At 63.4% G+C, this 25,345-nt stretch carries 27 protein-coding genes; 13 read left to right on the top strand and 14 right to left on the bottom strand.

The annotated features are described in order from the left end of the window. Positions 1 to 162: 162 nt before the first annotated feature. Positions 163 to 552: a helix-turn-helix domain-containing protein gene (locus JQ624_RS25470; RefSeq protein ID WP_212421654.1), complete on the bottom strand. Its 390-nt coding sequence runs from the start codon at positions 550 to 552 to the stop codon at positions 163 to 165. Positions 553 to 666: 114 nt separating this feature from the next. On the opposite strand from JQ624_RS25470, the gene JQ624_RS25465 reads away from it, so the two are divergent. The 4 genes from JQ624_RS25465 (at position 667) to JQ624_RS25450 (ending at position 3,638) form a co-directional block, all read left to right on the top strand. Continuing rightward, positions 667 to 1,278, top strand: a complete 612-nt coding sequence (locus JQ624_RS25465; RefSeq protein WP_212421653.1) for an NAD(P)-dependent oxidoreductase — start codon at positions 667 to 669, stop codon at positions 1,276 to 1,278. A gap of 200 nt (positions 1,279 to 1,478) precedes the next feature. Continuing rightward, a complete protein-coding gene (gene dksA, locus JQ624_RS25460; protein ID WP_092509290.1) occupies positions 1,479 to 1,844 on the top strand; it encodes an RNA polymerase-binding protein DksA in 366 nt (121 codons plus the stop codon). A gap of 66 nt (positions 1,845 to 1,910) precedes the next feature. Beyond that, entirely contained in the window at positions 1,911 to 2,696 is a 786-nt protein-coding gene (locus JQ624_RS25455) for a 2-keto-4-pentenoate hydratase (RefSeq protein ID WP_212421652.1), read from the top strand. A 123-nt stretch (positions 2,697 to 2,819) separates the two neighbouring features. Then, on the top strand, positions 2,820 to 3,638 hold the full coding sequence (locus JQ624_RS25450) for a hypothetical protein (protein WP_212421651.1): 819 nt from the start codon (positions 2,820 to 2,822) through the stop codon (positions 3,636 to 3,638). A gap of 4 nt (positions 3,639 to 3,642) precedes the next feature. Here JQ624_RS25450 and JQ624_RS25445 read toward each other — a convergent pair whose 3' ends face one another. Both JQ624_RS25445 and JQ624_RS25440 read right to left on the bottom strand, forming a co-directional pair. After that, positions 3,643 to 4,068, bottom strand: coding sequence for a ClpXP protease specificity-enhancing factor SspB (locus JQ624_RS25445; RefSeq protein WP_249130069.1), 426 nt, complete (start codon positions 4,066 to 4,068; stop codon positions 3,643 to 3,645). A gap of 1,239 nt (positions 4,069 to 5,307) precedes the next feature. Further along, on the bottom strand, positions 5,308 to 5,667 hold the full coding sequence (locus JQ624_RS25440; protein WP_212421649.1) for a PRC-barrel domain-containing protein: 360 nt from the start codon (positions 5,665 to 5,667) through the stop codon (positions 5,308 to 5,310). A gap of 315 nt (positions 5,668 to 5,982) precedes the next feature. On the opposite strand from JQ624_RS25440, the gene JQ624_RS25435 reads away from it, so the two are divergent. Continuing rightward, positions 5,983 to 6,246 carry a DUF3551 domain-containing protein gene (locus tag JQ624_RS25435; protein ID WP_212421648.1) on the top strand — a complete coding sequence of 88 codons (264 nt, stop codon included), beginning with the start codon at positions 5,983 to 5,985 and terminating at the stop codon, positions 6,244 to 6,246. Positions 6,247 to 6,393: 147 nt separating this feature from the next. Here JQ624_RS25435 and flgH read toward each other — a convergent pair whose 3' ends face one another. Genes flgH through flgF form a run of 4 tightly spaced genes read right to left on the bottom strand, consistent with a single transcriptional unit; the run spans position 6,394 to position 9,834 of the window. Beyond that, positions 6,394 to 7,146 (bottom strand): flagellar basal body L-ring protein FlgH, encoded by a 753-nt coding sequence (gene flgH / locus JQ624_RS25430; RefSeq protein WP_212421647.1) that lies wholly within the window; start codon positions 7,144 to 7,146, stop codon positions 6,394 to 6,396. A gap of 5 nt (positions 7,147 to 7,151) precedes the next feature. Continuing rightward, positions 7,152 to 8,252 (bottom strand): flagellar basal body P-ring formation chaperone FlgA, encoded by a 1,101-nt coding sequence (gene flgA, locus JQ624_RS25425; RefSeq protein WP_212421646.1) that lies wholly within the window; start codon positions 8,250 to 8,252, stop codon positions 7,152 to 7,154. Positions 8,253 to 8,262: 10 nt separating this feature from the next. Beyond that, complete coding sequence (gene flgG, locus JQ624_RS25420) at positions 8,263 to 9,051, bottom strand: flagellar basal-body rod protein FlgG (protein WP_212421645.1); 789 nt, start codon at positions 9,049 to 9,051, stop codon at positions 8,263 to 8,265. Positions 9,052 to 9,069: 18 nt separating this feature from the next. After that, complete coding sequence (gene flgF, locus JQ624_RS25415; protein ID WP_212421644.1) at positions 9,070 to 9,834, bottom strand: flagellar basal-body rod protein FlgF; 765 nt, start codon at positions 9,832 to 9,834, stop codon at positions 9,070 to 9,072. Positions 9,835 to 10,222: 388 nt separating this feature from the next. On the opposite strand from flgF, the gene fliL reads away from it, so the two are divergent. From fliL to JQ624_RS25395, 4 genes are read left to right on the top strand one after another with little or no spacing between them, the layout of a single operon-like run. Further along, complete coding sequence (gene fliL / locus JQ624_RS25410; protein WP_212421643.1) at positions 10,223 to 10,711, top strand: flagellar basal body-associated protein FliL; 489 nt, start codon at positions 10,223 to 10,225, stop codon at positions 10,709 to 10,711. Between the two features lie 18 nt (positions 10,712 to 10,729). Beyond that, the gene (gene fliM, locus JQ624_RS25405) at positions 10,730 to 11,932 is read left to right on the top strand and encodes a flagellar motor switch protein FliM (RefSeq protein WP_212421642.1); all 1,203 of its coding nucleotides are present in this window, start codon (positions 10,730 to 10,732) and stop codon (positions 11,930 to 11,932) included. Then, positions 11,929 to 12,366, top strand: coding sequence for a DUF6468 domain-containing protein (locus JQ624_RS25400; protein WP_212421641.1), 438 nt, complete (start codon positions 11,929 to 11,931; stop codon positions 12,364 to 12,366). The genes fliM and JQ624_RS25400 overlap by 4 nt, the downstream gene beginning before the upstream one ends. Then, complete coding sequence (locus JQ624_RS25395; protein WP_212421640.1) at positions 12,363 to 13,145, top strand: MotE family protein; 783 nt, start codon at positions 12,363 to 12,365, stop codon at positions 13,143 to 13,145. Before JQ624_RS25400 ends, JQ624_RS25395 begins: the two co-directional genes overlap by 4 nt. A gap of 46 nt (positions 13,146 to 13,191) precedes the next feature. On the opposite strand, the gene JQ624_RS25390 is transcribed toward JQ624_RS25395, so the two are convergent. Both JQ624_RS25390 and JQ624_RS25385 read right to left on the bottom strand, forming a co-directional pair. After that, entirely contained in the window at positions 13,192 to 13,635 is a 444-nt protein-coding gene (locus JQ624_RS25390) for a hypothetical protein (protein WP_409334371.1), read from the bottom strand. A 5-nt stretch (positions 13,636 to 13,640) separates the two neighbouring features. Beyond that, positions 13,641 to 13,862, bottom strand: a complete 222-nt coding sequence (locus tag JQ624_RS25385; protein ID WP_057840383.1) for a hypothetical protein — start codon at positions 13,860 to 13,862, stop codon at positions 13,641 to 13,643. A 376-nt stretch (positions 13,863 to 14,238) separates the two neighbouring features. Here JQ624_RS25385 and JQ624_RS25380 point away from each other — a divergent pair, with 376 nt between their 5' ends. From JQ624_RS25380 to JQ624_RS25370, 3 genes are all read left to right on the top strand, one after another. Further along, positions 14,239 to 18,021, top strand: coding sequence for a tetratricopeptide repeat protein (locus JQ624_RS25380; protein ID WP_212421639.1), 3,783 nt, complete (start codon positions 14,239 to 14,241; stop codon positions 18,019 to 18,021). Positions 18,022 to 18,139: 118 nt separating this feature from the next. Further along, the gene (locus tag JQ624_RS25375) at positions 18,140 to 18,523 is read left to right on the top strand and encodes a DUF1488 family protein (protein ID WP_212421638.1); all 384 of its coding nucleotides are present in this window, start codon (positions 18,140 to 18,142) and stop codon (positions 18,521 to 18,523) included. Between the two features lie 167 nt (positions 18,524 to 18,690). Then, positions 18,691 to 18,927: a hypothetical protein gene (locus JQ624_RS25370; protein WP_212421637.1), complete on the top strand. Its 237-nt coding sequence runs from the start codon at positions 18,691 to 18,693 to the stop codon at positions 18,925 to 18,927. Between the two features lie 46 nt (positions 18,928 to 18,973). On the opposite strand, the gene JQ624_RS25365 is transcribed toward JQ624_RS25370, so the two are convergent. Beyond that, positions 18,974 to 20,368, bottom strand: a complete 1,395-nt coding sequence (locus JQ624_RS25365) for an FAD-binding oxidoreductase (RefSeq protein ID WP_212421636.1) — start codon at positions 20,366 to 20,368, stop codon at positions 18,974 to 18,976. 675 nt (positions 20,369 to 21,043) lie between these two features. On the opposite strand from JQ624_RS25365, the gene JQ624_RS25360 reads away from it, so the two are divergent. Continuing rightward, entirely contained in the window at positions 21,044 to 21,274 is a 231-nt protein-coding gene (locus JQ624_RS25360; RefSeq protein WP_212421635.1) for a hypothetical protein, read from the top strand. A 212-nt stretch (positions 21,275 to 21,486) separates the two neighbouring features. Here the strand turns inward: JQ624_RS25360 and JQ624_RS25355 are convergent, their stop codons facing one another. The 4 genes from JQ624_RS25355 to JQ624_RS25340 all read right to left on the bottom strand — a co-directional run bounded on the left by JQ624_RS25355 (position 21,487) and on the right by JQ624_RS25340 (position 24,921). Beyond that, entirely contained in the window at positions 21,487 to 21,783 is a 297-nt protein-coding gene (locus JQ624_RS25355; RefSeq protein WP_212421634.1) for a copper-binding protein, read from the bottom strand. Positions 21,784 to 21,947: 164 nt separating this feature from the next. Continuing rightward, entirely contained in the window at positions 21,948 to 22,931 is a 984-nt protein-coding gene (locus JQ624_RS25350; RefSeq protein ID WP_212421665.1) for a GGDEF domain-containing protein, read from the bottom strand. 227 nt (positions 22,932 to 23,158) lie between these two features. Next, complete coding sequence (gene fliP / locus JQ624_RS25345; RefSeq protein ID WP_212421633.1) at positions 23,159 to 23,914, bottom strand: flagellar type III secretion system pore protein FliP; 756 nt, start codon at positions 23,912 to 23,914, stop codon at positions 23,159 to 23,161. Continuing rightward, positions 23,911 to 24,921 carry a flagellar biosynthetic protein FliO gene (locus JQ624_RS25340; protein WP_212421632.1) on the bottom strand — a complete coding sequence of 337 codons (1,011 nt, stop codon included), beginning with the start codon at positions 24,919 to 24,921 and terminating at the stop codon, positions 23,911 to 23,913. Before JQ624_RS25340 ends, fliP begins: the two co-directional genes overlap by 4 nt. Positions 24,922 to 25,345: the final 424 nt, after the last annotated feature.

Raw genomic sequence — 25,345 nt, 5'->3', positions numbered from 1 at the left:
ACCAGCGGAAACTCTCGACGAATTTCTCCGAGTGAGCCATACATGAAGTGTTGCGACGACCGGTTGAATCCGCCCAGTATTCCAGCGGCGCTCGCGCTCGACCGAGAGGCCGCGGCGTACTGGATGCCCCGCTTGAAGCGGGGCATGACAGGGGTGGTTGAGTCACGCCGCTATCGAATTGCGCGCCGCGTCGTAACGGCGCTGCGCGTTCAACACCTCCTTCAGGTTCTGCTCCGCCCACTCCCGCAACGGATCGACCGCGCCGGCGAGCGTCGTGCCGAGCGGCGTGATCGAATACTCCACCGTGACAGGGACGGTTGCGATCACGCGTCGCCGGATCAGCCCGTCGCGTTCAAGCGATTTGAGAACCTGGCTCAGCATCTTCTGCGAGATGCCTTCAATGGTGCGCCGTAACGCATTGAAACGCATCGGCTCGTCGCGCACGAGAAGCAGGATTAACACCGCCCATTTGTCGCCGACGCGATCGAGGATCTGGCGCGTCGGACAATCGGCCGAATAGGCGTTCGGGGTTTTTGAATTGGCGGCTTTCACGGCGGTTACTCCGGCGTAATCAGGTGACCCAAAAGTGCTCTCTTCACACTTACAACCTTTTCGCTATCTAGTCACTATTGGATACCACATTCGCGTATCGCAAGGGAGCCCTCCATGAAAATCGCCGTTATCGGCGCGTCCGGCAACGCCGGTTCGCGCATCACAGCCGAACTCGCCCGCCGCGGCCACAGCGTGACCGCCATCGCCCGCCATCCCGAAAAGATCGCCTCGCAAGCCAATGTCACGCCGACCAAGGGTGACGTCATGGACCAGGCCGGCCTTGCCCGGCTGCTCGCCGGCCACGACGCCGCGATCAGCTCGGTTCATTTTCTGGCCAGCGACCCGGTCAAGCTGATCGGGGCCGCCAAGGAATCGAAGGTGGGTCGCTACCTTGTCGTCGGCGGCGCCGGCAGCCTCGAAGTGGCCCCGGGCGTCCGGCTGGTCACCACCCCGGGCTTTCCCGTGGCATACAAGGCGGAAGCCGAGAAGGGCGCCGCCTTCCTCGACCTGCTCCGGGCCGAGAAGGAACTCAACTGGACCTTCCTGTCCCCCTCGGCCCTGTTTGTGGCAGGGGAGCGAACCGGCAAGTTCCGCCTCGGGACCGACCAGCTTTTGACCGCTGCCGACGGCAAAAGCACGATTTCCTTCGAGGACTTCGCAGTTGCACTCGCCGACGAGATCGAACGCCCGGCCCATATCCGCCAGCGCTTCACGGTCGGTTACTAAAGGACAGGCCGCCCCGATAGTTTTGCCTGTGCAAGGTCTTGGGGGCGGCCCCCCCAAGGGGGCAGTCTATATTGTCTGTCACAACCCGCCGCTATATAAGGCGCGCGCGGACGGACAATTTTCCGCCCCGCCTTGCACGTGAAGATGGGCTGACCTTGGAAAAGTTGAAGAATTATCGACCCTCCGAAAAAGAGCCTTTCATGAACGACCGCCAGCGCGACTATTTTCGCGCCAAGCTGCTGGCGTGGAAGGACGAGATCCTGAGGGAATCGAAGATCACCCTGCAGACGCTCCAGGAAGAGAACGTCAATCATCCGGATCTCGCTGATCGCGCCTCTTCCGAAACCGATCGCGCCATCGAACTGCGCGCCCGCGACCGCCAGCGCAAATTGATCTCCAAGATCGACGCCGCGCTGCAACGCATCGAGGACAACACCTACGGCTATTGCGAGGAGACCGGCGAGCCGATCTCGCTCAAGCGGCTGGAGGCCCGTCCGATTGCAACGCTGTCGGTGGAAGCGCAGGAACGTCACGAGAAGCGCGAGAAGGTTTATCGCGACGAGTAGGGCAATGCCTGATGTGTGACCGCGTGCGGTCAGCGCTGCAGGCTGCAAACGAGAAGGCCGCCGCTGATGGACAACATTCTCGCGGCCGCACAGACCATCGCTACTGCCCGCCGCAACCGCACGCCGCTGGCCTCGCTTCCCGTTGAGCTCGCGCCAGGCGATGAGGCGGAAGGCTATCGCATTCAACGCGCGGTCCACGACCTGCTGCTGCCGCAAACAGGCAGCCTGGTCGGCTACAAGATCGGCTGCACCAGCGCGGTGATGCAGCAATATCTCGACATCCCCCATCCCTGCGCCGGCGGCGTGTTTGCCAAGGGGGTCCACGACAGCGGCGCCAGGCTGCGCTTCGGCGACTATGTCCGTGTCGGCGTCGAATGCGAGATCGCGGTGCGGCTGGCGCGCAATCTTGCGCCGTCGGAAGCCCCGTTCACCGCAGAGTGGATGATGGAGGCGATCGAGGCCTATCACCCCGCGATCGAGATCGTCGACGACCGTTACGTCAAATGGGAGACGATGGGCGCACCGACGCTCGTTGCCGATGATTTCTTCGCCGCCGGCTGCGTGCTCGGCAAGGCGGTGGCGCGCACCAAGGCGCCGGACCTGCTCACGGTCAAGGGCCGCGCCATCGTCAACGGCAAGGAAGCCGGCAACGGCACCGGCGCCGACGTGCTCGGCCATCCCCACAACGCGCTGGCCTGGCTCGCCAATCATCTCGCCGAAGAGGGCAAGGGACTGCATGCCGGGCAGATCGTGCTCACGGGCAGTCTCGTAAAAACCGTGTGGCTCAATGCGGGTGATGCCGTGAAGATGGAGCTGGATGGGTTGGGGACGGTGGCGGCGACGTTCGCTTAAATTATAGGGTGGATTAGCCTTGTAGCCCGGATGAGCGAAGCGACATCCGGGCTCAGTGTCGAGTTCGTTCCCGGATATCGCTTCGCTCATCCGGGCTACGGTGCTGGATCCCGGGAAGAGTTCATGCAAGGCCAGGAGAGCGTTCCGTCGGTTCTCGAATCCGAAGCGAGAGGTGAAATCGCCGACATATATGCCGACATTCGAAAAGTTCTTGGCACCAGCGTGGTCAACCTGATCTGGCGCAACCTCGCAACCATGCCGGGCGCGCTGGAATGGACGTGGTCCACTGTCCGTCCGCTCTATCTCGGCGACGCCCCATTGCATGCCGAAGCCGTAAGGCAAACGATTGTGCTGCCGGATTGGCCCGGCTTCTCCACCGACACCTTGCTTGCCGCCGGCGTGGACGAGACCGAACGCGCGCTCATTCGTGAGGTGCTCGACAGCTATCAATATACCAACGCGCTGGCGCTCGTCGTGTTGTCCGCGCTCCTCGCGCATTACGAATCGCGGTCGGCGGATGCGGTGAAGCCTGCCGGCACCGCGCCAAAGCCGTCCGGCGCCAAAATTCCGGAGTTGCCCCCGATGGATGCGTTGGACCCGGAGGTGGCTGCGCTGGTTGAGGAATTGAACGCGTTCGGCGAAGACACCGAGCCGCAGTTGATCGCGAGCATGTACCGGCACCTGGCGTATTGGCCGGCATACCTGGCGCTGGTCCGAACCATGCTGGCACCGCTGCAGCGGGAAGGCCGGCTGAATGCGCTGACGCTTTCGAATCGCGCGCTTGGGTATGCCCATGGCGCTGTTCTCGCGTCGCAACTGAAACCTGCCACACCGCCGGATACGCTGAAGGGCGCGCTCGCTTCCTGCCGGCTGTTCGTCGAACATCCGATCGCGCGCATGACGGGGCTCTGCGCCCTGATCCGGCGCGCGACACCGGAGTGAGGCATCAGCCGTCGGAGCACTTCAGATCGGATTTATCCCAGAATGCCTTGATGGCATTGAAGGGCACGGTGAGTCGTTCCCGATTCCCCATGAGTCGCAGCAAGACCTCGAAGCGGTCGTCCTTGATGTTCAACTGCTCGAAGTCATGCTGCAGAATGATGGTCATATCGTCGGGATATTTCGATTTGAGGCCAAGGGACAGTTTCACGCCATCGGCGTGGGTGCGGAAGGTGATATTGACCGGCCGCTGCTCCGAGGCGAGCGGGAGCGTCTCGGCAATCTTGGAGCGTGCTGCCGGCTTGTTGCACGGCTCGGCGAACGCAGGCGAGAGCGGGATGAGGATCGCGAGGAGGAGTAGCATTGCCGCATAAGAGATGGTCATACCCCGCACTTGCGGGGTATCCAGTACGCCGCGACCTGTCGTGTCCATCACTGCTGTCTCTGGAATACTCGATCGCCTGCCTGCGCGGACGAATGACAACTGGCTGCTCACGTTGCCGCGGCCCGCTTCACCCAGGTTATGCTAACCGGTTCCCTCAAAAAAGAAAGAGGGCGCCAGGAAGGCCGGCCGCCGGGCACTCGCAGCCCGTGTCCATTGGTAGCAGGCACACGCCAGTCACCACGGGTACTCGGGATCACCCGACGCTCCCCCGTGCGGTGATTTTTACGGCTTAAGTCGTGCTCTCGTCGCCGACGAATTCGCCTTGCCATGGTTAATCGAAAACCTGGTCGGGCTCGAAGAGGTTTCGCCTGCGTGGCGCCAGTAACGGATACCAGGACGCCCTGATCTTGCAGCCCGCAGCTTCATTAACCAATCGTATCGGGCGGGCATGTGCAGCCGACCCGAGTCCTTGACCCAAGTCCTGCACCCAAGTCTCCTGCACCCAAATCTCCTGGACCCAAGTCTTGGCGAAGGCGTTTGAGCGCCGTTCGGGCGCTCGGCGAATACCGCCTGCGACAAACTGCACAGCCTACGCTGCCGCGCCCACCGCATCGTCCGTGACGATCGCAGCATGTCTCTCTTGCAGGGACCGGGCGCGGCACGTTTGCGTGCGTTCGCGCACCCGGCTTACGAGGGAGGCGGGAACGGCGGGGCCAGGAAGAAGTGGCCTCCGGGAAGGAACGATTCTTAATCGGGAAAATTATGCAATCGTGTCGCTAGACACGCGATAACCTTGTCAGGCTTCGGCGCAATCTTCCCCCCGAGAGGCGCTGAAGCCTGACTTCTTCAGCGGCCTTGGTGAGGAGACGCGAAAGCAGCGCTTCGCTTCTCTCGCGGCGGCAACGGTGGCTGCGTCCTCGATGCTCGCGCGCTGCGCGTTCCTCGTCAAAGTGAGGTTTGGAGACCGATAGTCCGTGCCGACGCGATTGAGCGCGCGACACAGGCAAATGACCAACGTGCCGGTGGCCCGGTTCCGCGACCGGCGCTTTTGGTCAAGCTATTGGCAGTCGCATCGCCGTCACAGGCTGATGACATACGCGCCCGTCGCCAGCAGAACGGCGACGCTTATGGCGATAATGATCAAGAAGAATTTTCCCATTGTTCCGTCTCCCGCAGACCCCAACGCAATGCAGCAGGAATAGTTCTCTGCCGATAGGCGAGCGCACCCGCGTTCGCAGAAGGCCCGCCATCGAGGCGGGCCCTTCGCAAGTCAAGGTATGACCGCGATCAGATCGCGACGCCGTAATAGTCGTTGACGGCGCGGGCCCTGGTTGGGTCGCTCCAGTTCCAGGTGTTGTCGTTGCGGTAATGCGGTGCGCCCTGGAGCTGCGCTTCCGTCACGCCGGTGACGTAGCCGCCGAGCGAGGTATCGTATTTCAGCGATTGCCAGGGCAGCGGATAATGGTCGTCGCCGATGCCGAGAAAGCCGCCGAAAGAGAGCACGGCGTAAGACACCCTGCCGCTCTTCTTGTCGATCATGACGCGCTCGATCGAGCCGATCTTGTTGTGATCGGCGCCGTAGACCGCCGTTCCCTCGACCTTGTCGCTGCCGATCAGGTTGCCGGTTTCGTTTGCTTCCAAAGACATCGGTGTTTCCTCCAATCAGAATTGAAGGACGGAAAACAAAGGGCGAGAGGAAACGTTCCTGCGGGGGAGAGCTGCGCATCGCCGCAATGAGCGGATCTAGTCGCGCCAACAGCGAAGTTCCTGTGTTACGTTTTGAACGAGCAAGAAGTTGCCGATCGCGGCGTAACGGCAACGGCCGGCGAAGAAAGCGCGACGCGGCTTCACGCGCGGATACATCGCTCGATCACCTAACAGTGACCCCCGCGATGTGAAATGCCTCACGCGACGCTTCGGAGATTGGGTGCAACGCATGTCGAACCAGCGTAGGAGGGAAACATGCGTATGCGTAAAGTATTTCTTGCCTTCGTGACATCGGCAATTGTCTTCTTCACCGGCCTTAACGCGGCCTCTGCGAAGGATTACCTTTATTGCATTCAGGGCGACGACTTTGCCGGCGGGTCGGGCGAGTGTATCTTCACGACCAACGCGCAGTGCCGGGCCGCGGCTTCGGGCCGGACGGCTTATTGCACGGAGAATCGCAACTTCAGCGCCAATGCCCAGCTCATCGACAAGAGCCGTGCGCGTCGTCGTTCGAACTGAAATCGGACGGCGCCAGTCGCATTCGTTGCTTTCGTGATGTGCCCTTCAAAAACGACCACGGCCTCCGCCAGGGGAGCTGACGGAGGCCGCGTAGAACATCTCCGTCGCGCCTAGGTTCGCAACGAGATGTGGGAGCTCGGATGAAACTCAGAACGGCAGCAGCACGTCCATCACCTGCTGGCCGTAGCGGGGTTGCTGCACGTCGGTGATCTGGCCGCGGCCGCCATACGCGATGCGGGCCTGCGCGATCTTCGAGGAATCGATGGTGTTGTCGCTCTGGATGTCCTCGGGACGGACGATGCCGGCGACGATCAGTTCGCGGATTTCGAAGTTGACGCGAATTTCCTGCTTGCCTTCGACCACGAGATTGCCGTTCGGCAGCACCTGCGTCACGACGGCGGCGACGTTGGTCTGCAACGCTTCCTGGCGGGTGACCGAACCCTTGCCATCGCTCGAGGAGGTCGAGTCCGTGGTCAGGATGCGGCCGGGCAGGATCTTGTTGGCTTGCGTGATCGTCTTGGACCCGATGAAGTCGGTAACGCCGGAATCTTCCTTGCTGGTGCGGCTGCGCTGGGTCTCGTTGGCGATATTGGCCTTGTCGGTGATGTTGACGGTCACCGTCAGGAGATCGCCGATCCGCGCCGCGCGCTGATCCTTGAAGAAGGCGCGAGAGCCGTTCCGCCACAGCGAGTTGGCATTGTAGGAAGCCTGCTCCGGCTTCGGCATCGGCATCTGCACCGGCTTGTAGCCGGGCTGCGTGGTCGGGTTTTCGATCTCCGTCAGCTTCGGCTTTTCACCGATCTGCGACAGACGGTCGATCGAGGAACAACCGCTGGCCAAGGCGGCCAGCGACAGCATGGCGCCCGTGAGAATGATGCGGTTGAGACGGATGACTGACATTTACATTACTCGGCTTTTGGAGCGACTGGCGAACTGACGGTAGCTACGGCAATGGGCGCGGGTTGTGTCGCGCCGCGCGAGGAGGTGGCATCGCTGGTCTGCGGCGGGCGGGACGTCGCCGGCGGGATCGAGACGGGACTAATCGAGACTTGGCCGCGGCCGATCACGGTGCCGGACAGCGTGCGCTTCGATTGCACGTTCATGACGTTGACGACGTCGCCTTCGGTTCCGTTGTCCAGCGCCTTGCCGCGCATGGTGAGGTGGATTCCGGGCGCCTCGTAGACCAACAAGACGTTCTGGTCGCGCTGTACCAGATCGGGCTTGACGAGATCGGCGGTGCGGATCGCCAGGCCGGCGCGGAGCTGGCGGCGGGCCTGCATGCCCACCGAGCGGTCGCGCGTGGCGGCATCAGCGCCGACTTCCGCTTTCGGACGGCGCTCGACCATCACGTCGGATGATTTCAGGATCTCATTGCGCTCGACATTGCGTGCCAGCACCGCGGCTTCGACGGTCTCGATCGCCGTGCCGGTGAAACGCAGCTTGGCCGCGGCGGCGCCGTTCTCGTTGCCGATTTCAAAGGTGACGTCGAAGCGGCCGTTGCGGTTGTCGTAGCGCACGATGGCCGCCTGTATGGCGCCGGTGAAGCCGGCGTCCAGCCTGACGTCGCTGGGGTCGCGGTCGAAGGTCAGCGACAGATTGGCGGCATCGCCGAGACCGTTGCGGCGCTCCAGCGCGCGGGCGATCTGAAGCTCGATATCCTTGCCCTCGAGCGCGCGGGCCAGACGCGTAACCGAAATTTCCTTGAGGTCGCGGGTATCGACGCCGATCACTTGATGGGCGCGAAGGGTGTTGAGTACCTGCGCGACCGGCAGCGAGCCCGTGGTGCCCAAATCCGGCGCGCGGTAGATCGCGATCTGCGCGGCGCTGCCGGCATTGTCGATGACGTCGCCGATCCGCACCAGATCGCCCGACACCTGCACGTTGGCGCGCAGCACGGGCGCTGCGATCACGTTGCGGTTCGCGAAGGTTTCCCGGGTCTGCGCGACGGCGGCCGCGCTCGATGCGGCAATCAGGGCGGCGGCCAGGAGGAGGGCGCGGGCGATCATGACCAGTCCTTTAGCGGAACATGTTGGAGGTGGATTGCAGCATCTGGTCGGCCGCGCTGACGACCTTGGCGTTCATCTCATAGGCGCGCTGGGCGGCGATCAGGTCGGAGATTTCGGTCACCACCTCGACATTGGCCTGTTCGAGATTGCCCTGCTGCATGTCGCCAAAACCATCGGTGTTGGCGATGCCATCCTGCGGCGTGCCGGAGGCCGGCGTGTCCGTGAACAGATTGTCGCCGATCGGGTTGAGGCCGGCCTTGTTGATGAAGCGCGTCAGGCCGATCTGGCCGACCAGAGTCGGTGTGGTCGAGCCCGGCAGCATTACCGTGAGCTGGCCCTGCGCGTTGATGGTGATCTGCGAGGAATTTTGCGGGATCGTGATCGTCGGCTGCACCGGATTGCCCTGCGCGGTGACGACGCGGCCCTGCGCGTCCATCATGAACGAGCCGTCGCGGGTATAGGCATAGGTGCCGTCGGGCACCTGGATCTTGAAGAAGCCTTCGCCGCGGATCGCGACGTCCAGATCGTTGCCGGTCGGCGACAGCGTGCCCTGGCTCATCAGGCGCGGCGTGCCGACGGTCTTGACGCCGCCGCCGATGTCGACGCCGACGGGCAGGATGGTGCCCTGGTCGGAAGCCTGCGCGCCGACGCGGCGCACGTGGTCGTAGATCAGGTCCTGAAACGCCGCGCGCTGTTTCTTGTAGCCGGTGGTGCGCATGTTGGCGATGTTGTTGGAGATCACCTGAACGTTGAGTTCCTGTGCCGCCATGCCGGTCGCTGCTGTGTAGAGGGCGCGCATCGATCTATTCCTTAAGCGTTATGCCGGAACGTCGGCGAGTTTCTCGACTGCGGTTCGGTGCAGGTCGTGCTGCTGCTGCAGCATCGCCGAGATTTGCGTGTAGGTGCGCGTGATCTCGATCATCCGGCTCATTTCGTGGACGGAATTGACGTTCGACTTCTCGATAAATCCCTGGCGGACCCGCGAGGTGGTGTCGGGCTGGGCGGCGACGCCCTGACCCGCGGAGTAGAGGTTGCCGCCTTCCTTCACCAGCTTCTGCGCGTCGGCAAAATTGACCAGCCGCAGCTTGCCGCGGACCGAGTCAGTGCGGCCGGTGCCCTCGAGGACAGTGATATTGCCGTCGGCTGCGATGTTGATCGCCTTGTCGGTCGGCTGGAACACGATCGGGCCGGAGTTACCCAGCACCGGATCGCCGCTCGCGGTCACGAGCTGGCCCTGATTGTTGATCTGCAGGCCGCCGTCGCGGGTGTAGCGTTCGCCGGCGGCCGTCTGCACCACCAGGAAGGCGTTGCCGTCGATCGCGACGTCGAGCGGGTTCTTGGTCTGCTCGGAGGGGCCGGGTGCGAAATCGTGGAAGGTGGCGCGGTCGTGCACGAAGGAGACGCGGCGGTCGGCGCGCACGAAATTGTCTTCATGCGCCGGCGAGCGCAGATATTCCTCGAACAGCGACCGGTCGGCCTTGAAGCCGGTCGTGTTGATGTTGGCGACGTTGTTGGCGACGACATCCAACTGCCGTTCCAGCGTCATCTGCCGCGAAAGTCCGACGAGAAGCATATTCTCCATCGGTGGTTCTCCCCTTGATCGATCCGAAGCAGGCTCTCCCAAGCCCGCGGTCCGGATCTGTCGTAAACCTTTGGGCTCTCCCAAGCCGGCAGGTCACGCCAGTTACTCAGCGAAAGCCGTGCCAAGTCGGGAAGTGCCGATTGTTTAAGGGGTTAGGCGTTTTTCGGGGCGCGGCGCAGGCGGCAGAAAGGTCTTGTTGACCATGTTTGCCCGGCAGATTTTTCCTACTTGGGCGCCAATGGAAAGGTTCCGTTAACCATTATTACCCTAGCGTTGCACCTGTAGAGAGCGCGCGTGCGCTGGCGGCTTTTGTTTCGCGTTGTGGGGGCATCGTTTACCCAGGCTGGTGGCAACCGCGTTCGTTTTCGGAATCGAAGCGGGCGGGGCAATGGCTGACAACGAGCAGGCGGAAGGCGCGGACGGCGCAGAAGCCGCGTCGTCGAAAAAGGGCAAGCTCAAGCTGATCATTGCGGTCGCCGGGTTCGTTGCCATCCTCGGCGCCGGCGCGGGCTGGTTCTTCCTGATGCGCGGCCATGGCGAGGAGAAGCACGCCGAAGCGCCGCCGAAGCCGCCGTCCTTTGTCGAAGTACCCGATATGATGGTCAACCTGGTCGGGGCTCCCGGCGAGCGGGTGCAATATCTCCGCGTCAAGGTCGTGCTCGAGATCAAGGACGAGAAGCAGGTCGAGGCGATCAAGCCGAACCTGCCGCGCGTTACCGACCTGTTCCAGACCTACCTGCGCGAATTGCGTCCCTCCGACATCAACGGTTCGGCCGGGCTGTTTCGCCTCAAGGAAGAGCTGACCAAGCGGGTCAACAACGCAGTGGCGCCGCAACAGGTGAGCGCCGTGCTGTTCAAAGAAATCGTCGTGCAGTGATGGGACGGATCTAGCATCATGGCCGGCAACCAAGACCAGATGGACCAGGACGCCATTGCCGCGCAATGGGAAGCCTCCCTGGATTCCGAGGATCCCGCGGCGGCGGCGGAAGAAGCTGCAGCCAATGAACTCTCCGAGAGCATGGCACTGCAATGGGCGGCCATGGTCGAGGATGGCGGCCGCGAGTTCGGCAACAAGAATTCCGGCGAACGGGTTCTGTCGCAGGAAGAAATCGACAATCTGCTCGGCTTCACCGTCGGCGACGTCAATCTCGACGACCATTCCGGCATTCGCGCCATCATCGATTCCGCGATGGTGTCCTACGAGCGTCTGCCGATGCTCGAAATCGTGTTCGACCGCCTGGTGCGGCTGATGACCACGAGCTTGCGCAACTTCACCTCGGACAACGTCGAAGTTTCGCTCGACCGCATCACCTCGGTTCGCTTCGGCGACTACATGAATTCAATTCCCTTGCCGGCAGTGCTCAGCGTGTTCAAGGCCGAGGAGTGGGAAAATTTCGGCCTTGCGACGGTCGATTCCAGCCTGATCTATTCGATCATCGACGTGCTGCTCGGCGGCCGGCGCGGCCAGACCTCGCTGCGCATCGAGGGCCGGCCCTATACCACGATCGAAACCAACCTGGTCAAGCGGCTGGTCGAGGTGGTGCTATCAGACGCCGAGCAGGCGTTCCGGCCGCTGTCGCCGGTGACGTTCTCGATCGACCGGCTGGAAACCAATCCGCGCTTCGCCGCGATCTCCAGGCCCGCCAACGCCGCGATCCTGGTGCGGCTGCGCATCGACATGGAGGACCGCGGCGGCAATATCGAATTGCTGCTGCCTTACGCGACCATCGAGCCGATCCGCCCGGTTCTGCTCCAGATGTTCATGGGCGAAAAGTTCGGCCGCGATCCGATCTGGGAAGGGCATTTCGCGACCGAAGTGGCGCAGGCCGAGATATCTGTCGATGCCGTGCTGTACGAAGCCGACATTCCGCTCAAGCAGCTGATGAAGCTCAAGGTCGGCGATACCTTGCCGCTGGAAATGCGCCCTGAAGCGCTGGTGCAGGTCCGCTGCGGCAACGTGCTGCTGACCGAAGGGCGCATGGGCCGGGTCGGTGACCGCGTCGCCATTCGCGTCACCAAGCAGTTGCGCAAGCCCAATACCACCTTCGCGATGTTCGAGAAGGCCGACGAACAAACCAAGTTGATGGAGGCACAATGAGTCATTCCCTTGGCGTTGTAATCGAGAGTCTGGTGGCGGTGCTGCTGATGCTCACGATCGGCTACTGCATGCTGCTCAACAAGCGGCTGCAGCGGCTGAAGGCGGACGAGCACTCGCTGAAGGCCACGATCGCGGAATTGATCACCGCGACCGAAATCGCCGAGCGGGCGATCGGCGGCCTCAAGCACACCGTGCGCGACGTCAACGAGAATCTCGGCAGCCAGCTTACGGCGGCGACGCAGATGGCGGGGCACCTGAAGAACATGCTCGCCGAAGGCGACGGCGTCATTCGCCGGCTGTCCAAGATCGCGATCGCGGCGCGGCCCTCGCAGGAAGTCGAACCCGCAGCGCCCAAGGTTTCTTCCGCCAAGGCGGTTGCCGCGGCGGCTGAAGCATTCTCCGAACGCAGAAGGGCCAGTGGCCTCGCCGCATGAAGTCGTTTCGCGACATCCGCGTCATTCCGGTCGTGCTGGTCGCGATCTTCGGCCTTGCAGTGCTGAAGATCGCGGGCCTCGTGATCGATGGCGGATACGTGTTCGACTATCAGGTCAGCCAGCCGGCCAAGCGCTCGTGGGCGCAGGACAATCTGGGTTATCCGAGCAGCGCCAAACCCGATCCTGTCGACATCACCGGTTCGGTCAAGAAGGAAGAGAAAAAGGAAGAGGCGCCGAAGCCGGCGGCTCCCGCCACCGACGCGCCGAAGCCCGACGGCGTCGTGGTGTTTCCCGACCAGAACCCGCAATCGGTTTCGGCGTCGGAGCGCGCCATTCTGGAGCGGCTGCAGGCGCGGCGCCAGGAACTGGAGCAGCGCGCGCGTGAAATCGAAATTCGCGAAAGCCTTTTGAAATCTGCCGAGAAGCGCATCGAGGGCCGCGTCGAGGAAATGAAGGCCACCGAGGCAAAGATCTCCACCGCGACGGGGCAAAAGGCGGAGCAGGACGCCGCCCGCTTCAAGGGCATCATCACGATGTACGAGGGCATGAAGCCGAAGGACGCCGCCAAGGTGTTCGACCGGCTGGAAATGTCCGTACTCTACGACATCGCCTCCCAGATCGCGCCGCGCAAGATGTCGGACATTCTGGGCCTGATGCAGCCGGAAGCAGCCGAGCGGCTGACAGTCGAACTGGCCCGCCGCGCCGGCACCGATAAATCCACGTCCACGGCCGAGCTGCCGAAGATCGAAGGCAAGATCCTGCAGCAAAAGCCCAATTGACGCAGGTTGCCAGCGCCCCCGGTAAAGGGGCGTTGGCGCCATCCGGTCAGAACCTGCGCGACCCCGACGAAACGAACGAGCGATGGGCTACGGCGAGCGCGCCGCGCTCGTTGGTTTCAAGGGCGATCTTCTGCGCCAGCATGACATCGCCCGCAACGAGGTCGCCATCCGGAACGAAGCACCATTTGCAGACGTGGTGGCCCGTGCTGCTGAGTTCCTCGATGTTCGTCTGGGTGCCATGATGTATCCGATAGCGCGTCCCGGTGTCGCTGCCGACGACGTCGAAATACCGGAATCGCTCGTAGCAGGCGCGCTGCTTCGGCGAGAGCCAGCCCTTCAACAGGGTCAGCGCTCGCGCCTCGGTTTCGAAGCGGAACGATCTGCTGCAGGAACCGGATCGCGCCACGACCAGCGAAAGTGCCGAAAGCAGCAACGTGCCAAGCAAAGCCAGGGCGAACGAGCATATCGCCAGGACGATCTGCTGGGTCACCGCCGTCAGCCACCAACGAGACGTGGATAAAACAGCGTTTCCTCCGCCGTCGGATCGAAGGAGCGGATAACCCGTTGCTCGCCGGGCCCCGATCGGACCGCTGCCGTAAATCCTGCGCCGGTCAAATCCCTGAAACGCCGCTCGGCCTTTTCGACCTCTGCGCGATCATGGATGTCGAATGTATGGCGGGTGTCACCGGTACGATCCATCACGATCTGGGTTGCCATTTTACACACTCCGAATTTGGCTGCCTGAGGCAGGTTTGGCAGGCCCGGGAGCTGGTTGATCGATTGCCGGCCCGCATCCCGGGTCCATGCTTCTCCTAAAACGGGACGGCTGATGTTGGTTCCATCCATTTTGCGATAATGTTCCGATCAGGCGCGGGCGGCAATATCGCACCTGTTGCAGCCGCGAGCCCACGGCGTCTTGCGGGACGAGGGCGCATTCCGGTCCACCCTGGCGCGGCAGCATGGGCCCGCGGACCCCCTCCAACGAAATCAATGAGTTGACGTTAACAAAACCTTAAGTCAGCCGATCCAAGATTCAAACCGGCAGGCGAGCGCGCTTCGCCGCAGAACTCATTGAGGCCGCGAGATTTCCTGGATGGGGCAAAGGGCTGCCGCTGGAACTGGGTCGCAGGGCCGCGCTTTGGCGCGGGCGGCCCGGCTGTGCCTCGGCCGGCCGCTTGCCCTTGTCCTGCTGCTGGCCGGCCTCGTTATTTCGCAGCCTTGCCGCGCCGACGATCCGGTCCGGGGGGAGGCGACTTTCACGTCCGGCGGCGGTTTCGCCCGGCTGGTGCTGAAGCTGGCCGAGGACGTCGAATCCGACGTTTCGACCGCGGGTTCGATCATCATCATTCACTTCAAGCGCCCGGTGGATATTCCTGTCGACAAATTGTCGGACGCCGTGCCCGATTATGTCGGCTCGGCGCGGCGCGATCCCGACGGCACGGCGATCCGGCTGTCGTTGTCGCGGCGGGCAACCGTCAACACCATGACGGCAGGGGAGCGGATCTTCGTCGACTTCCTGCCCGATAGCTGGACCGGTCCGCCGCCCGCGCTTCCCGCGGCGGTCGTGCGCGAACTGGCGGAGCGGGCACGGGCCGCCGAGCGGGCGCTGCGCGCGCAGATGGCGGTGGCCGCCGCGAAGAAGAAACCGCCGGTGCGTGTCCGCGCCTCGGTGCAGCCGACCTTCGTCCGCTTCGTGTTCGAGATGCCCGACGGCGTCAACGTGTCGTCGGTGCTGAACGATCAGAAGCTGACGCTGCAGTTCAACAGCGTGCTCAATTTCGACCTGGCGGATGCGAAGGTGGCGGCGCCGCCAAACATCGCCTCGATCAACCAGCGGGCCGACGTCGATTCTTGCGCAGTCGACATCGTGCTGATCGGCGAGGTCGACGTGCATTCCTTCCGCGAGGAAAAGAACTATGTGATCGACGTCGCCTTCCAGCAGGCGGAAAAGCCCGCGCTGGCCGCGCCGCATGCCGAGGCCAGGCCGGCCGCACCGGCAAAGCCCGGGCCGGCCTCGCGGATTTCGCGCGACAAGAAGGAAGCGCCGCCGCAGCAGCCGGCGGAAATCCCACCTGTTACCTCGGAGATGATTGCCGAACAGGCCAGGATCGAGATCAAGCCCGCCCAGGTGACCGAAGCGCCGGCCGTGGCCGAGGCCGCAACGCCCGCCGTCGAAAAGGCGACGCCGGCCAATGACAATGCGGCTCCCGCAGCCGAGAAGGTGGCGGCCGTACCGGAAAAAATATCGCTGCCGGCGGAAGCCGCGAAAGTGGCGCAGCCTGCCGAACAGGTCCCGGCCGCCGCCGCGGAAGCGCCGAAGGCCGTGGCACCCAGGCAGGCTCCACCTCTCGCGGAGCCGTCGAAGGAGACAGCGCCGGCGGTATCCAGTCCGCCGCCGGTAAGCGGTGCCCAAGACAAGACCCCCACCGTCGAGGCGAGGCGTGACAGCGACGGCCTGCGCGTGACGTTCTCCTTTGCTGCGCCGACTCCGGCTGCGCTGTTCCGCCGCGCCGACACGGTGTGGCTGGTGTTCGACCATGCCAAACCGATCGATATCGAACCGATCCGCGCCAAGGGCGGCGCCATCATCGGCAATGTCAGCCAGCTGCCGCTGGAAAAGGGCCAGGCCATCCGGATCCGCCTCAACCGGCCGCAGATCCCTTCGCTCGAAAGCGAAGGCCGCGCCAACGGCGCCGAGTGGACGCTGACCTTCGCCGACCGCGGCCAGACGCCACCGCTGCCGCTGATGGTGCTGCGGAATATTACCGATCCCGCGCTCGCCAATGTCGCCGTGCCGCTGGCCAATCCCGGTGCGATGCATCGGCTGGTCGATCCCGACGCCGGTGATACGCTGTTGGTCGTCACCGCGCCGCCGCCGACCCGCGGCCTCATCAAGCGGCAGGATTTCGTCGAACTATCGCTGCTGGAATCCGTTCACGGCGTGGTCGTGCACCCGAACTCCGACGATATCAGCGCCGAGGTCGGCGCCGACAAGGTGATGCTTGGACGCCCCGGCGGATTGACGCTGTCCTCCGCCGACGTCGCGGCCGAACGCGCCACCGCGGCAGTGAGGCCGCTGTTCGACGCCGACGAATGGCGCAAGAACCGGGAAGAGAAATTTCTCGCCAAACTGGATGCGTTGACCAAGGCCGCGGCCACCGCGAGGCCTGAGCAAAAGACGGAAGCCCGCCTCGATCTTGCCAATTTCTACATGTCGCGGGGGATGTATCAGGAAGCGAGGGGGGTGACCAACCTCATCCTCTCCGACACCAACCAGGGGAACGAAGATGCCGCCGTGCTGATGGTGCATGCCGTCGCCAGCATCCTGATCGGCCATCCCGAGCGGGCGCTGAAGGATCTTGCAAGTCCTGCGATCGGCAACGGCTACGATTCCCAATTGTGGAAAGGGTTCGCGTTCGCCCGTCAGGAAAAATGGGCGGACGCGCGCGAAAAGTTCAAGAACGCCGAATTCTCGATCGCCGCGCTGCCGCTGGAGCTGCAGCGCATCGTCACCACGGATGCGATGCGGGCCTCGCTCGAGGTCAAGGATTATGCCGGGGCCTCTCGGCGGCGCAGCGAACTCGAGGTGATCGGCATTCCCAACGAGATGAAGCCCGAAATCGCGGTGCTGCGCGGGCGGCTCGCCGAGGCGCTGGGGCACGACAAGGACGCGCTCGACTCCTACCGCTACGCGGCGCAGTCCCGCGACCGGCAGGCGTCGGCCGAGGCGAGGCTGCTGCAGGCCCTGCTGCGGCACAGGCGCGGCGAACTCGGCCAGGCCGAGTTGCTGCGCGAACTGGAGGCGTTGTCGGTCATCTGGCGCGGCGACACGATCGAGCTGAGGACGTTGAGCAAGCTGGCCCAGATCTACGCCGAAAGCGGGCGTTATGCCGACTCGCTCGGAGCCGCCAAGACCGCGACGAAGCTGCAGCCCAATTCCGAACTGTCGCGACAGGGCCAGGATGCGGCGTCCGCCTTGTTCACGGAGCTCTATCTCGGCTCGAAGGGCGACGACATGAAGCCGGTCGACGCCCTCGCCATGTTCTATGAGTTTCGCGAATTGACGCCGATCGGCCGGCGCGGCGACGAGATGATCCGGCGCCTCGCGGACCGGCTGGCTGCGGTCGACCTGCTCGACCAGGCCGCCGAATTGCTGCAGTATCAGGTCGACAAGCGGCTGGAGGGAGCCGCGCGCGCGCAGGTGGCCGCGCGCCTTGCCATGGTCTACCTGACCAACCGCAAGCCGGACCGGGCGATCGCGGCGCTGCGCTTGACCCGGATCGCCGATCTCTCCGGCGAACTGCGGCAGCAGCGGCTGCTCCTTGAGGCACGGGCCCAGAGCGACATCGGTCGCCATGACCTCGCGCTCGATATCATCTCCAACATTACCGGCCGCGAAGCGATCCGGCTGCGCTCCGACATCTATTGGGCGTCGCGGCAGTGGCGGGAGGCTTCCGAACAGATCGAACTGTACTACGCCGACCGCTGGCGGGATTTCAAACCGCTGGACGCCGCCGAGAAGAGCGACGTGATCCGCGCCGTGGTCGGCTATGCGCTGGCCGGGGACGCCATCGGCCTGGCCCGTTTCCGTGAGAAATACGCGCCCCTGATGACCGGCGAGGCCGACCGGTTCGCGTTCGAGACCGCGAGCAAGCCGGCCGCCTCCAACAGCGCCGAATTCGCCCTGATCGCCAAGATGGCCGCCACCGTCGACACGCTCGACGGCTTCATCCGCGAAATGAAGATCCGCTTCCCGGATGCTACCGCCCGCGCGCCGCTGTCGCCGGAAACATCCGGGAGCGAGCCCGTCCATACCGGCGCCTTGCCCGCGATATCAGGCATCCGGCGGATCGAAATGAAGAAGCAGGCCAGGTAGCGGATTTGGCCGCAGGTTCGGCCAATTTTTGACCAGTTGACGCACTACGGAGGATGTCAGCGTCTCCTTGGCGCTGCCTGTTATCGTCTCTAGCTAGCCGCCCAAAACTGGCCGTCCGATGCCGCTGACCCGGGACCGAATTATTGGACATGACAACGAACGCCTGGCGTTCAGGTTCACCATGCTGAACGACGCCGATACGGTCGAGTGCCAGATCAGCGATGCCGCGATGGACGAACTGGCCGGCACCAAAGGAACAGAAAGCATGGCCAGGCAGGCGCAATTCCTGGCGTTGCGGGATGCCGTCGAAGGCATTGCATCCGATATGTTCGACAAGGTGCCCGTCGTCAGAGGCCGCGTCATCAGGATATTCACCAAGCACATTCAGAAATCGCCGCCATCGCTGGCCGACCCGATCGCGACCGGCTCGGAGCCGGACACGGACAACCCCGTTTCGCTGCGGGTTATTGCCGAAACGAGGCCGGCAAGCGCGGCGCAATAACGCGCTGCGCTGCGATTGCCGTGAGAGCCGCCGCACAGTGGCAAACGCGTTCGGCGGAATGGGGCCATCGAGCGCGACGGGATGGGGCGTCGTTCCGTCACCCCTCGACAGATGCACGTCAAAGCGGCAACCTGCACGCAACCAGCCTGCCGGAGGATGCCGTCACAATGAGCAAGCCCGCCAAAACCGAAGCCGAACTCATTGCGATGGCGCGAGCCGAGTTGAAGGTCCATGTCGATTGTCCCGACGGCATCGTCATCTCGGTGATCCCTGACGGCGATAGCTGGGAATTCCGCGCCAAGGCCGATGACGCCACGATCGCCAAACCGGGCTATCCCGAATGCGTCGCCATGCTGGTCCAGATCGGCGACCACCTCTGCAAGCAGTATAATTTCAAGGAGTGAGGGGCAGTTGCGGGCGTCCGGCCCGGCTTGACCGCCCGAAACGTCTTCACACCGTAAAAATTCGTCCCGGGTTCAGGATGTTCTTCGGGTCGAGCGCACGCTTGAGCGTGCGCATGGTTTCGATTTCCTCTTCGGTGCGGCTCATTCTCAGATAAGGCCGCTTGAGGATGCCGATGCCGTGTTCGGCCGAGACCGAGCCGCCGAATTCGCCGGTGATGTCGTAGACGAGCTTCTCGAATTCGTCGTGCTTGTCGGGCGTATGCTCGTGATGCACGTTGACGTGCAAATTGCCGTCGCCGGCATGGCCGAACACGATGGCGAAGGCGTGCGGGTCAACGGCCCTGATGCGTGAGCCGATCGTGTCGGCATATTCCTCCATCCGGTCGATGGCGAGGCTGACATCGAAACCAACGCGGGCGGCGTAAGGGAAGGTACGGCCCAGTTCGACGCTGGAATCGCGGATGCGCCAGATCGCAGCCGCAGATGCATTCGAGGTCGAGAGCGTGGCGTCGAGGATCAGATCGTCGCCCATTGCCGTCTCGAGCAGTTTCTCGAGGTCGGCATGGATACGCTCGGGGTCGCTGCCGGAAGCCTCCAGCAGAACGTAGAACGGATGGTGGGTCGGCAGCGGCCCGGCCACGCCCTTCACGCGCTCGACGGTGAGACGGTAGTAGGCATTCCACATCACCTCGAATGCGGTCAATTCGCCGCCGAGACGTTCCCGCGCCATCCTCAGGAAAGCCGTGACCTGCCCGAACGAGGGCAGGGCGCACAGCGCCACCTGCCGCTCGGCCGGTGCGGGAAAGACGCGCAGCGCGGCGCGCGTCACGACGCCGAGGATGCCTTCGCTGCCGATGAAAAGCTGCTTGAGGTCGATGCCGGTATTGTTCTTGATGTATTTGCGCAGGCCCTTGAGCACGGTGCCGTCGGCCGTGACGACTTCGAGGCCGAGGATCAGATCGCGCGTCATGCCGTAACGGATGACGCGGTTGCCGCCGGCATTGGTCGAGATGTTGCCGCCGATGGTGCAGCTGCCGCGCGCACCGAGGTCGAGCGGAAACATCAGGCCGTCCTGCTCGACCCGCTCCTGGAGCTTCTGCAGCGGCGTGCCGGCCTGCACGATGGCGACGCCGGCGGACGCATCGACCTCTTCGACGCTGTTCATGCGCTCCATCGACAGCACGATTTCATTCGCATTCGGCAGCGCGCCGCGTACCAGCCCGGTCATGCCGCCCTGCGTCGTAACGGGGACGCCTTCGCGATGACAGAGCCGCAGCAACGCGGAGACATCCTCCGTCGTTCTCGGGCGGACGACTGCGCGCGGTTTCGGCACCGGATTGCCGGCGAGATCGTGGTGATAGCGCGCGTCGATGTCGCCGCCTGATAGCACCGTGCCCTTGTCGAGCGCGTTGCGCAGTTCGTCAATGAAGCCCTCGGACATGCCCCTGCCTCTTCTTTTTGAGAAGTTTGGCGAAGCTTTACATGCGGCATTCCCAAGATGAAACCCGGTCGAGCCGCAATCGCGACGTTTTCCGAACTGGAGAAACGCAGTCCGAAGCCGCCATCCCTCGGCCGGTGCTGTGACCGGCGATCAGTGCGGCTGTCACCGGGAGATCTTGTGCGGGGCCTTCTTGATGCGCGACTTTGGCATCGGCGGAGTGACAGTGGGGCTGATGGTGGGGCTATCCTGCCGATCGGGCTCGATCGAAGTGATCTTGTTGCAGGCGTCGCACTTGTAAACGTAGATGAGGGGGCGCAGTCCGATCCGGGGCAGCTTTCCGATCTGGGCCGTACCTACGCCGCAGATCTCACAGCGCGGCGGCAGACAGGTTTCTGAAGGCTGGGCGGGCATATCGAACTATCGCTGAAGCAACAAACGACTCAATCCGGCAATGGTGGCTGCCGATTGCATCCTAATCGTGGACAGAAAGTCCGTAAGACTACGAGGTCGTGCCGCTCATTCGCCGCAAGCATCCATTTTTCGCCACTAAATCGACCCTGCCCGGGCATGCAAGCAACACACTGCACGCTGCAAACTCACAACGCCAGCGCGTGACCACACGGAAATTCCACCGGATCGAATCCGAACGGATTCCAATTTGTAAGGCGTGCAGAAATGTCCTCCACCGACGGTCACGACACATCGATGCAAGCGGCGCTGGCGGTCGCGGAGGCTGCGGCGTCCCGTCCATCGCCCGCCGACAGATTCAATATTGATCGGGAAGGGCCAGCCAAGCGCGCCGTGAAACTTAGGGCGTTGCAGCAACGATTCCAGAAACTGAATGAGTATTGCGACGAAGCAGCCGCTGAAATTCGCGCTTCGCTCGAGCGGGCACCGCCGCGCTAGCCGTAAGAAACCGGTGCCGGGTTTCCGGGAATAAAATTTGCGGCAGATCAAAGCAGGCCGGTCGGGTAACCCTACAGTGCACTTCGTACCGAGCGGCTCTATCCGGAAAGGGCAGTTCCGGTTACGAGGCCCGGACTCCTAGGCACTCCGGGCCTCGCTGTTCTCCGGTCGAAGCGAGACATCATCAGGTTGGATGTCGCTTCGGCAACGTCCTACTTCTTGTCGATCTTCGTGATGGTCTTGGTCCCCGCCGTTTCGCTCACGGCAAAGGTGACCCTGTCGCCGGCGTGCAGGACGTTCAGCCGCGCGCCGTCCTGGATCTTGAATTCTTCGGTCGCGACTCCGGCGTTCGCGCCGGTGGTGCCATCAGGCACGTCCTTGATCGAGATGGTGCCGCTGATCCGATCTATTCTGGTCACCATTCCGGTCCGCATTTGCTGGGCAAGTGCCGACGTGCCGGCGATGCTGAGGGCCGCGGTGGCAGCCATAATCATCCCTGCGATTTTCATGGAATACTCCCGGCTGTAGGGCGTCTGCGATAAGCCGGGATTGCGGCAATAGTTCCACACCGGCGCGGGATGGCGGTTTTTTCTTCTCTACCCTTCAAACAGGGCAGGCTGGAGGCGAATCGGACCGGATTCAACCGGCACGCATTGACGTTAGAGCGATTCCGCTAGGCCGCGCCGGCCTCGGGCTCGAGTTCGGTTTCCGTCACCGTGCGGTTGCGGCCGAGCCGCTTGGCTTGATAAAGCCCGCGGTCGCAGCGCTCGATCATGGCCTCCGCCGATTCGGCGAGGCGGAATTGGGCCACCCCGATCGAAACCGTGATGCTGCCGATTTCCTTGCCCGTCGCACGACGCGTCAGACGCGCTTCGGCGATGCGGCGGCGAATGCGCTCGGCGACCGACGTACAGACCTCGAGATCGGCGCCCGGAAGCACCGCGATCAATTCCTCGCCGCCATAGCGGGCGGCCAGATCCACCTCGCGAACACCTTCCTGCAAGACCTTTGCGACCAGCCGAAGCACCTGGTCGCCGACCTGATGGCCGTAATCATCGTTGAATTTCTTGAAGTGATCGATGTCGATCAGGAAAACGCTGAGCGCCTCGTCCTTTTCCATCGCCGCGATCTGGGCGAGGCGGAGGAATTCATCCATCGAGTGCCGGTTGGCGAGCCCGGTCAGCGCATCGGTGTTGGAGCGTTGCTCGGCCGCCTTCAGCGAGTCGCGGATGCTGTCCAGTTCCTCCGAGGTGGCGGCGAAATTTGCTTCCAGCGTCGCGGCACGCGTCGTCGCCTTTGACAATTCGTCAACCAGCTTTGCAATGATCGTCCGGGGATCGCTGGTGGCAGCGGCTTCGGACGATACTTCGCCGAGCGCCTTGATGTGGGTCTGGTTGTCGGTGACGGCGGTGTTCAGGAACTGCTGAGCGGTGGCGATCAGGCCGCTCAATTGATCGGGAAGGTCGCTGAGCGGGTCGCCTCCGGACTGCGGCGCCACGTAGGTAATGTAGAGCTCGTGGTTGATGGCCGGGTCGAATTTGCGCTTGCCCGCGATCAGGATGTCGATGGTCTTTCGCAGTGCCAGCGAATTGCCCAGGGAATATTCGAACCAGACGGCGAAATTGCTCGGGGTGGCAGGAACGGACTGCTGCGCCATCAACCGCATAGCCCGGTCGGCAATCGTCGTGGCGTATTCGGCGTCCATATCGCCGATTGGCTGGCCTGCCATCGTTTGACCCGGTGATGCGCTTACTGCGAAAATCAGTTCCCTGGCATCCATTGTGCACGAAGGAACTAATCTGACCTTAAATTCCCCAGGAAAGTCCGCTGCAAATACGTAACTAATATTGACCTATTTGCCCGTGGAGCCCAGGGAACCGGCCGCTAACTGCCGCCGTAGCTTTGCACCAGACTTCCCGCCACCAGCGACCAGCCGTCGACCAGCACGAAAAAGATCAACTTGAACGGCAGCGACACCACGACCGGTGGCAGCATCATCATACCCATCGACATCAGGACCGATGCGACCACGAGATCGATGATCAGGAAGGGGAGGAACAGCAGGAAACCGATCTCGAAGGCGCGTTTCAGTTCGGAGATCATGAAGGCCGGGACCAGGATCCGCAGCGACAGGTCCTCCGGCGTTGCCGGCGGCGCCTCGCCGGAGAGATCGACGAACAGCTTCAGATCCTTTTCACGAACGTTCTTCTGCATGAAGCCACGCAGCGGCACCGAAGCCTTTTGCAGTGCTTCCTCGACCCCGATCTGGTTGGCGACCAGGGGTTTGATGCCGTCGTCATAGGACTTCTGCAAGACGGGGCCCATCACGAACGCGGTCAGGAACATCGCGAGCGCAATGATCACCGAGTTGGGTGGGGCGGTCGCGGTGCCCAATGCGGTGCGCAGCAGCGACAATACGACGACGATCCGCGTGAACGACGTCATCATGATCAGGATCGACGGCGCGATCGACAGCACCGTCAACAGCGCGATCAACTGGATCGCGCGCTCGGTGACCCCGCCGCCGCCCTGGCCGAGATTGATGCTGATGTCCTGCGCCAGCGCCGGATCGGCGAGCGATCCGGCGGCGGTCAGGATTAAAAAAAATAAAACTCTACGCGGAGAAGCCGCCGGCCTCACGAAGGATTCTTCGGACGGCCCAGCAAGGACGCCATCTCGTCTTCGAGATTTTCGAAGCCGCTCTTCTGCGGCGCGGGTGCGGGAACGGGAGGCTCGCTGCGGGAGGTCCGGGCGGGCGGCGTTTCCGGCGCAACCGGCGGCGCTACCGGTTCGGCCGGTCGGCGCAGGGCGGCTTCCAGCCGCTGCGCCATTTCGGCTAGATTCTGGTCGGCACTCGACGGCGCGGGGGCCGGAGGGGGCGGAGGCGGCGGCGCCGCGGCGCGTTCAGGCGCCCGGGCCGGCGTCTCACGAACCGCTGGAGTGTCACGGACAGGCAGCGCCTCTCGGATTGGCGGTGCCTCGCGGACTGGCGGTGCCTCACGGACTGGCGCTGCCTCACGGACTGGCGGTGCCTTAGGCAACTCGCGCTGCGGCCGTGGCATCAGTGGCTCGTTGCGGCCGAGACGCGGTGGGGCCGGTTCGGGGCGACCGCTGATCGATTCCGGCGCAAACCCCGTCAATGGATCGCCGCGACGTTCCGGCATCGGCGGCGGCGCAGGGCGACGGATTTCGTCGGCGAAGGAGGGCCGCGCGGGGCGCGGCGGCGGCTCCGGCATTTGCGGTTCAGCATGATGATCGAAGGCGTCGGTCGACCGCGATTCGGATCTTGCCGCTTCCTCGCTCCAGGCGACATCGGGCAGCGGCGCGATGCGCGGCGGCTGCTCGCCGACCGCCGGGCGCGGCGCCATTTGATCGCGGTTGGGCATCGCGCGCACGATGTTGGGTTCGACCACGATGTCGCTCGGGCCGCCGATCATCAGGAGATGCTCGACATTGTCGCGCCGTACCAGCACGAGGCGCCGGCGACCGTCCACGGCGGCGGCGTCGATCACGGCGAGCCGCGGCATCCGTCCGCGCTGGGTGTTGGCGCCGAGCCGGTTGTTGGCGTAACGGCGAACCACCCATGCGGCAACGCCGATCAGCGCCAGAACGGCGATGAATGCGAAGAGGAATGTCAGTGTCTGCATTCTTTAGTCCCCGGCCACGGGCCGTTCTCTTGATGCTGGCTTCGACGAGTGCGGTCTCAGGTCTTGCTGTCCGAGCATGTTCCCCGGGAGTACGGTTCCCGCCATCCTGACCATGCTCCGAAGCGATCCGCAGACGGCGAATCACGCCCGAGATCAGCCTTATTCCTTAATTCCCCGCGGCGAACGCCGCCGTCCGGTTAATTAATAGACCAAGAATCGCTTGAGCCAAAACGACTTCTGAGCGCCCCAAGTCGCATCGGCTGGTGCTGGTTAACGCAGTTTTCGTGGCGAAAATGCGCTCGTTTTGTCGCTGTCAGCGGGCATTGGCGGATGTCGGCGGTGGCGGAACGCAATTTTAACCAGCCGTTAACCATACACCGGGCAAATTCTGCCTACCTCGCGGCGTCAGCCAGAGGTTAACGGG

Source organism: Bradyrhizobium sp. AUGA SZCCT0283, from assembly GCF_018130385.1.
In the GTDB taxonomy this organism is placed as follows: domain Bacteria; phylum Pseudomonadota; class Alphaproteobacteria; order Rhizobiales; family Xanthobacteraceae; genus Bradyrhizobium.
This window is presented reverse-complemented; position numbering and strand designations above follow the sequence as displayed.

Coding starts and splice junctions, on each gene's coding strand:
- JQ624_RS25465 (WP_212421653.1), top strand. CDS start 667: ATGAAAATCGCCGTTATCGGCGCGTCCGGCAACGCCGGTTCGCGCATC.
- dksA (WP_092509290.1), top strand. CDS start 1,479: ATGAACGACCGCCAGCGCGACTATTTTCGCGCCAAGCTGCTGGCGTGG.
- JQ624_RS25455 (WP_212421652.1), top strand. CDS start 1,911: ATGGACAACATTCTCGCGGCCGCACAGACCATCGCTACTGCCCGCCGC.
- JQ624_RS25450 (WP_212421651.1), top strand. CDS start 2,820: ATGCAAGGCCAGGAGAGCGTTCCGTCGGTTCTCGAATCCGAAGCGAGA.
- JQ624_RS25445 (WP_249130069.1), bottom strand. CDS start 4,068: ATGGACACGACAGGTCGCGGCGTACTGGATACCCCGCAAGTGCGGGGT.
- JQ624_RS25440 (WP_212421649.1), bottom strand. CDS start 5,667: ATGTCTTTGGAAGCAAACGAAACCGGCAACCTGATCGGCAGCGACAAG.
- JQ624_RS25435 (WP_212421648.1), top strand. CDS start 5,983: ATGCGTATGCGTAAAGTATTTCTTGCCTTCGTGACATCGGCAATTGTC.
- flgH (WP_212421647.1), bottom strand. CDS start 7,146: ATGTCAGTCATCCGTCTCAACCGCATCATTCTCACGGGCGCCATGCTG.
- flgA (WP_212421646.1), bottom strand. CDS start 8,252: ATGATCGCCCGCGCCCTCCTCCTGGCCGCCGCCCTGATTGCCGCATCG.
- flgG (WP_212421645.1), bottom strand. CDS start 9,051: ATGCGCGCCCTCTACACAGCAGCGACCGGCATGGCGGCACAGGAACTC.
- flgF (WP_212421644.1), bottom strand. CDS start 9,834: ATGGAGAATATGCTTCTCGTCGGACTTTCGCGGCAGATGACGCTGGAA.
- fliL (WP_212421643.1), top strand. CDS start 10,223: ATGGCTGACAACGAGCAGGCGGAAGGCGCGGACGGCGCAGAAGCCGCG.
- fliM (WP_212421642.1), top strand. CDS start 10,730: ATGGCCGGCAACCAAGACCAGATGGACCAGGACGCCATTGCCGCGCAA.
- JQ624_RS25400 (WP_212421641.1), top strand. CDS start 11,929: ATGAGTCATTCCCTTGGCGTTGTAATCGAGAGTCTGGTGGCGGTGCTG.
- JQ624_RS25395 (WP_212421640.1), top strand. CDS start 12,363: ATGAAGTCGTTTCGCGACATCCGCGTCATTCCGGTCGTGCTGGTCGCG.
- JQ624_RS25385 (WP_057840383.1), bottom strand. CDS start 13,862: ATGGCAACCCAGATCGTGATGGATCGTACCGGTGACACCCGCCATACA.
- JQ624_RS25380 (WP_212421639.1), top strand. CDS start 14,239: ATGGGGCAAAGGGCTGCCGCTGGAACTGGGTCGCAGGGCCGCGCTTTG.
- JQ624_RS25375 (WP_212421638.1), top strand. CDS start 18,140: ATGCCGCTGACCCGGGACCGAATTATTGGACATGACAACGAACGCCTG.
- JQ624_RS25370 (WP_212421637.1), top strand. CDS start 18,691: ATGAGCAAGCCCGCCAAAACCGAAGCCGAACTCATTGCGATGGCGCGA.
- JQ624_RS25365 (WP_212421636.1), bottom strand. CDS start 20,368: ATGTCCGAGGGCTTCATTGACGAACTGCGCAACGCGCTCGACAAGGGC.
- JQ624_RS25360 (WP_212421635.1), top strand. CDS start 21,044: ATGTCCTCCACCGACGGTCACGACACATCGATGCAAGCGGCGCTGGCG.
- JQ624_RS25355 (WP_212421634.1), bottom strand. CDS start 21,783: ATGAAAATCGCAGGGATGATTATGGCTGCCACCGCGGCCCTCAGCATC.
- JQ624_RS25350 (WP_212421665.1), bottom strand. CDS start 22,931: ATGGCGCAGCAGTCCGTTCCTGCCACCCCGAGCAATTTCGCCGTCTGG.
- JQ624_RS25340 (WP_212421632.1), bottom strand. CDS start 24,921: ATGCAGACACTGACATTCCTCTTCGCATTCATCGCCGTTCTGGCGCTG.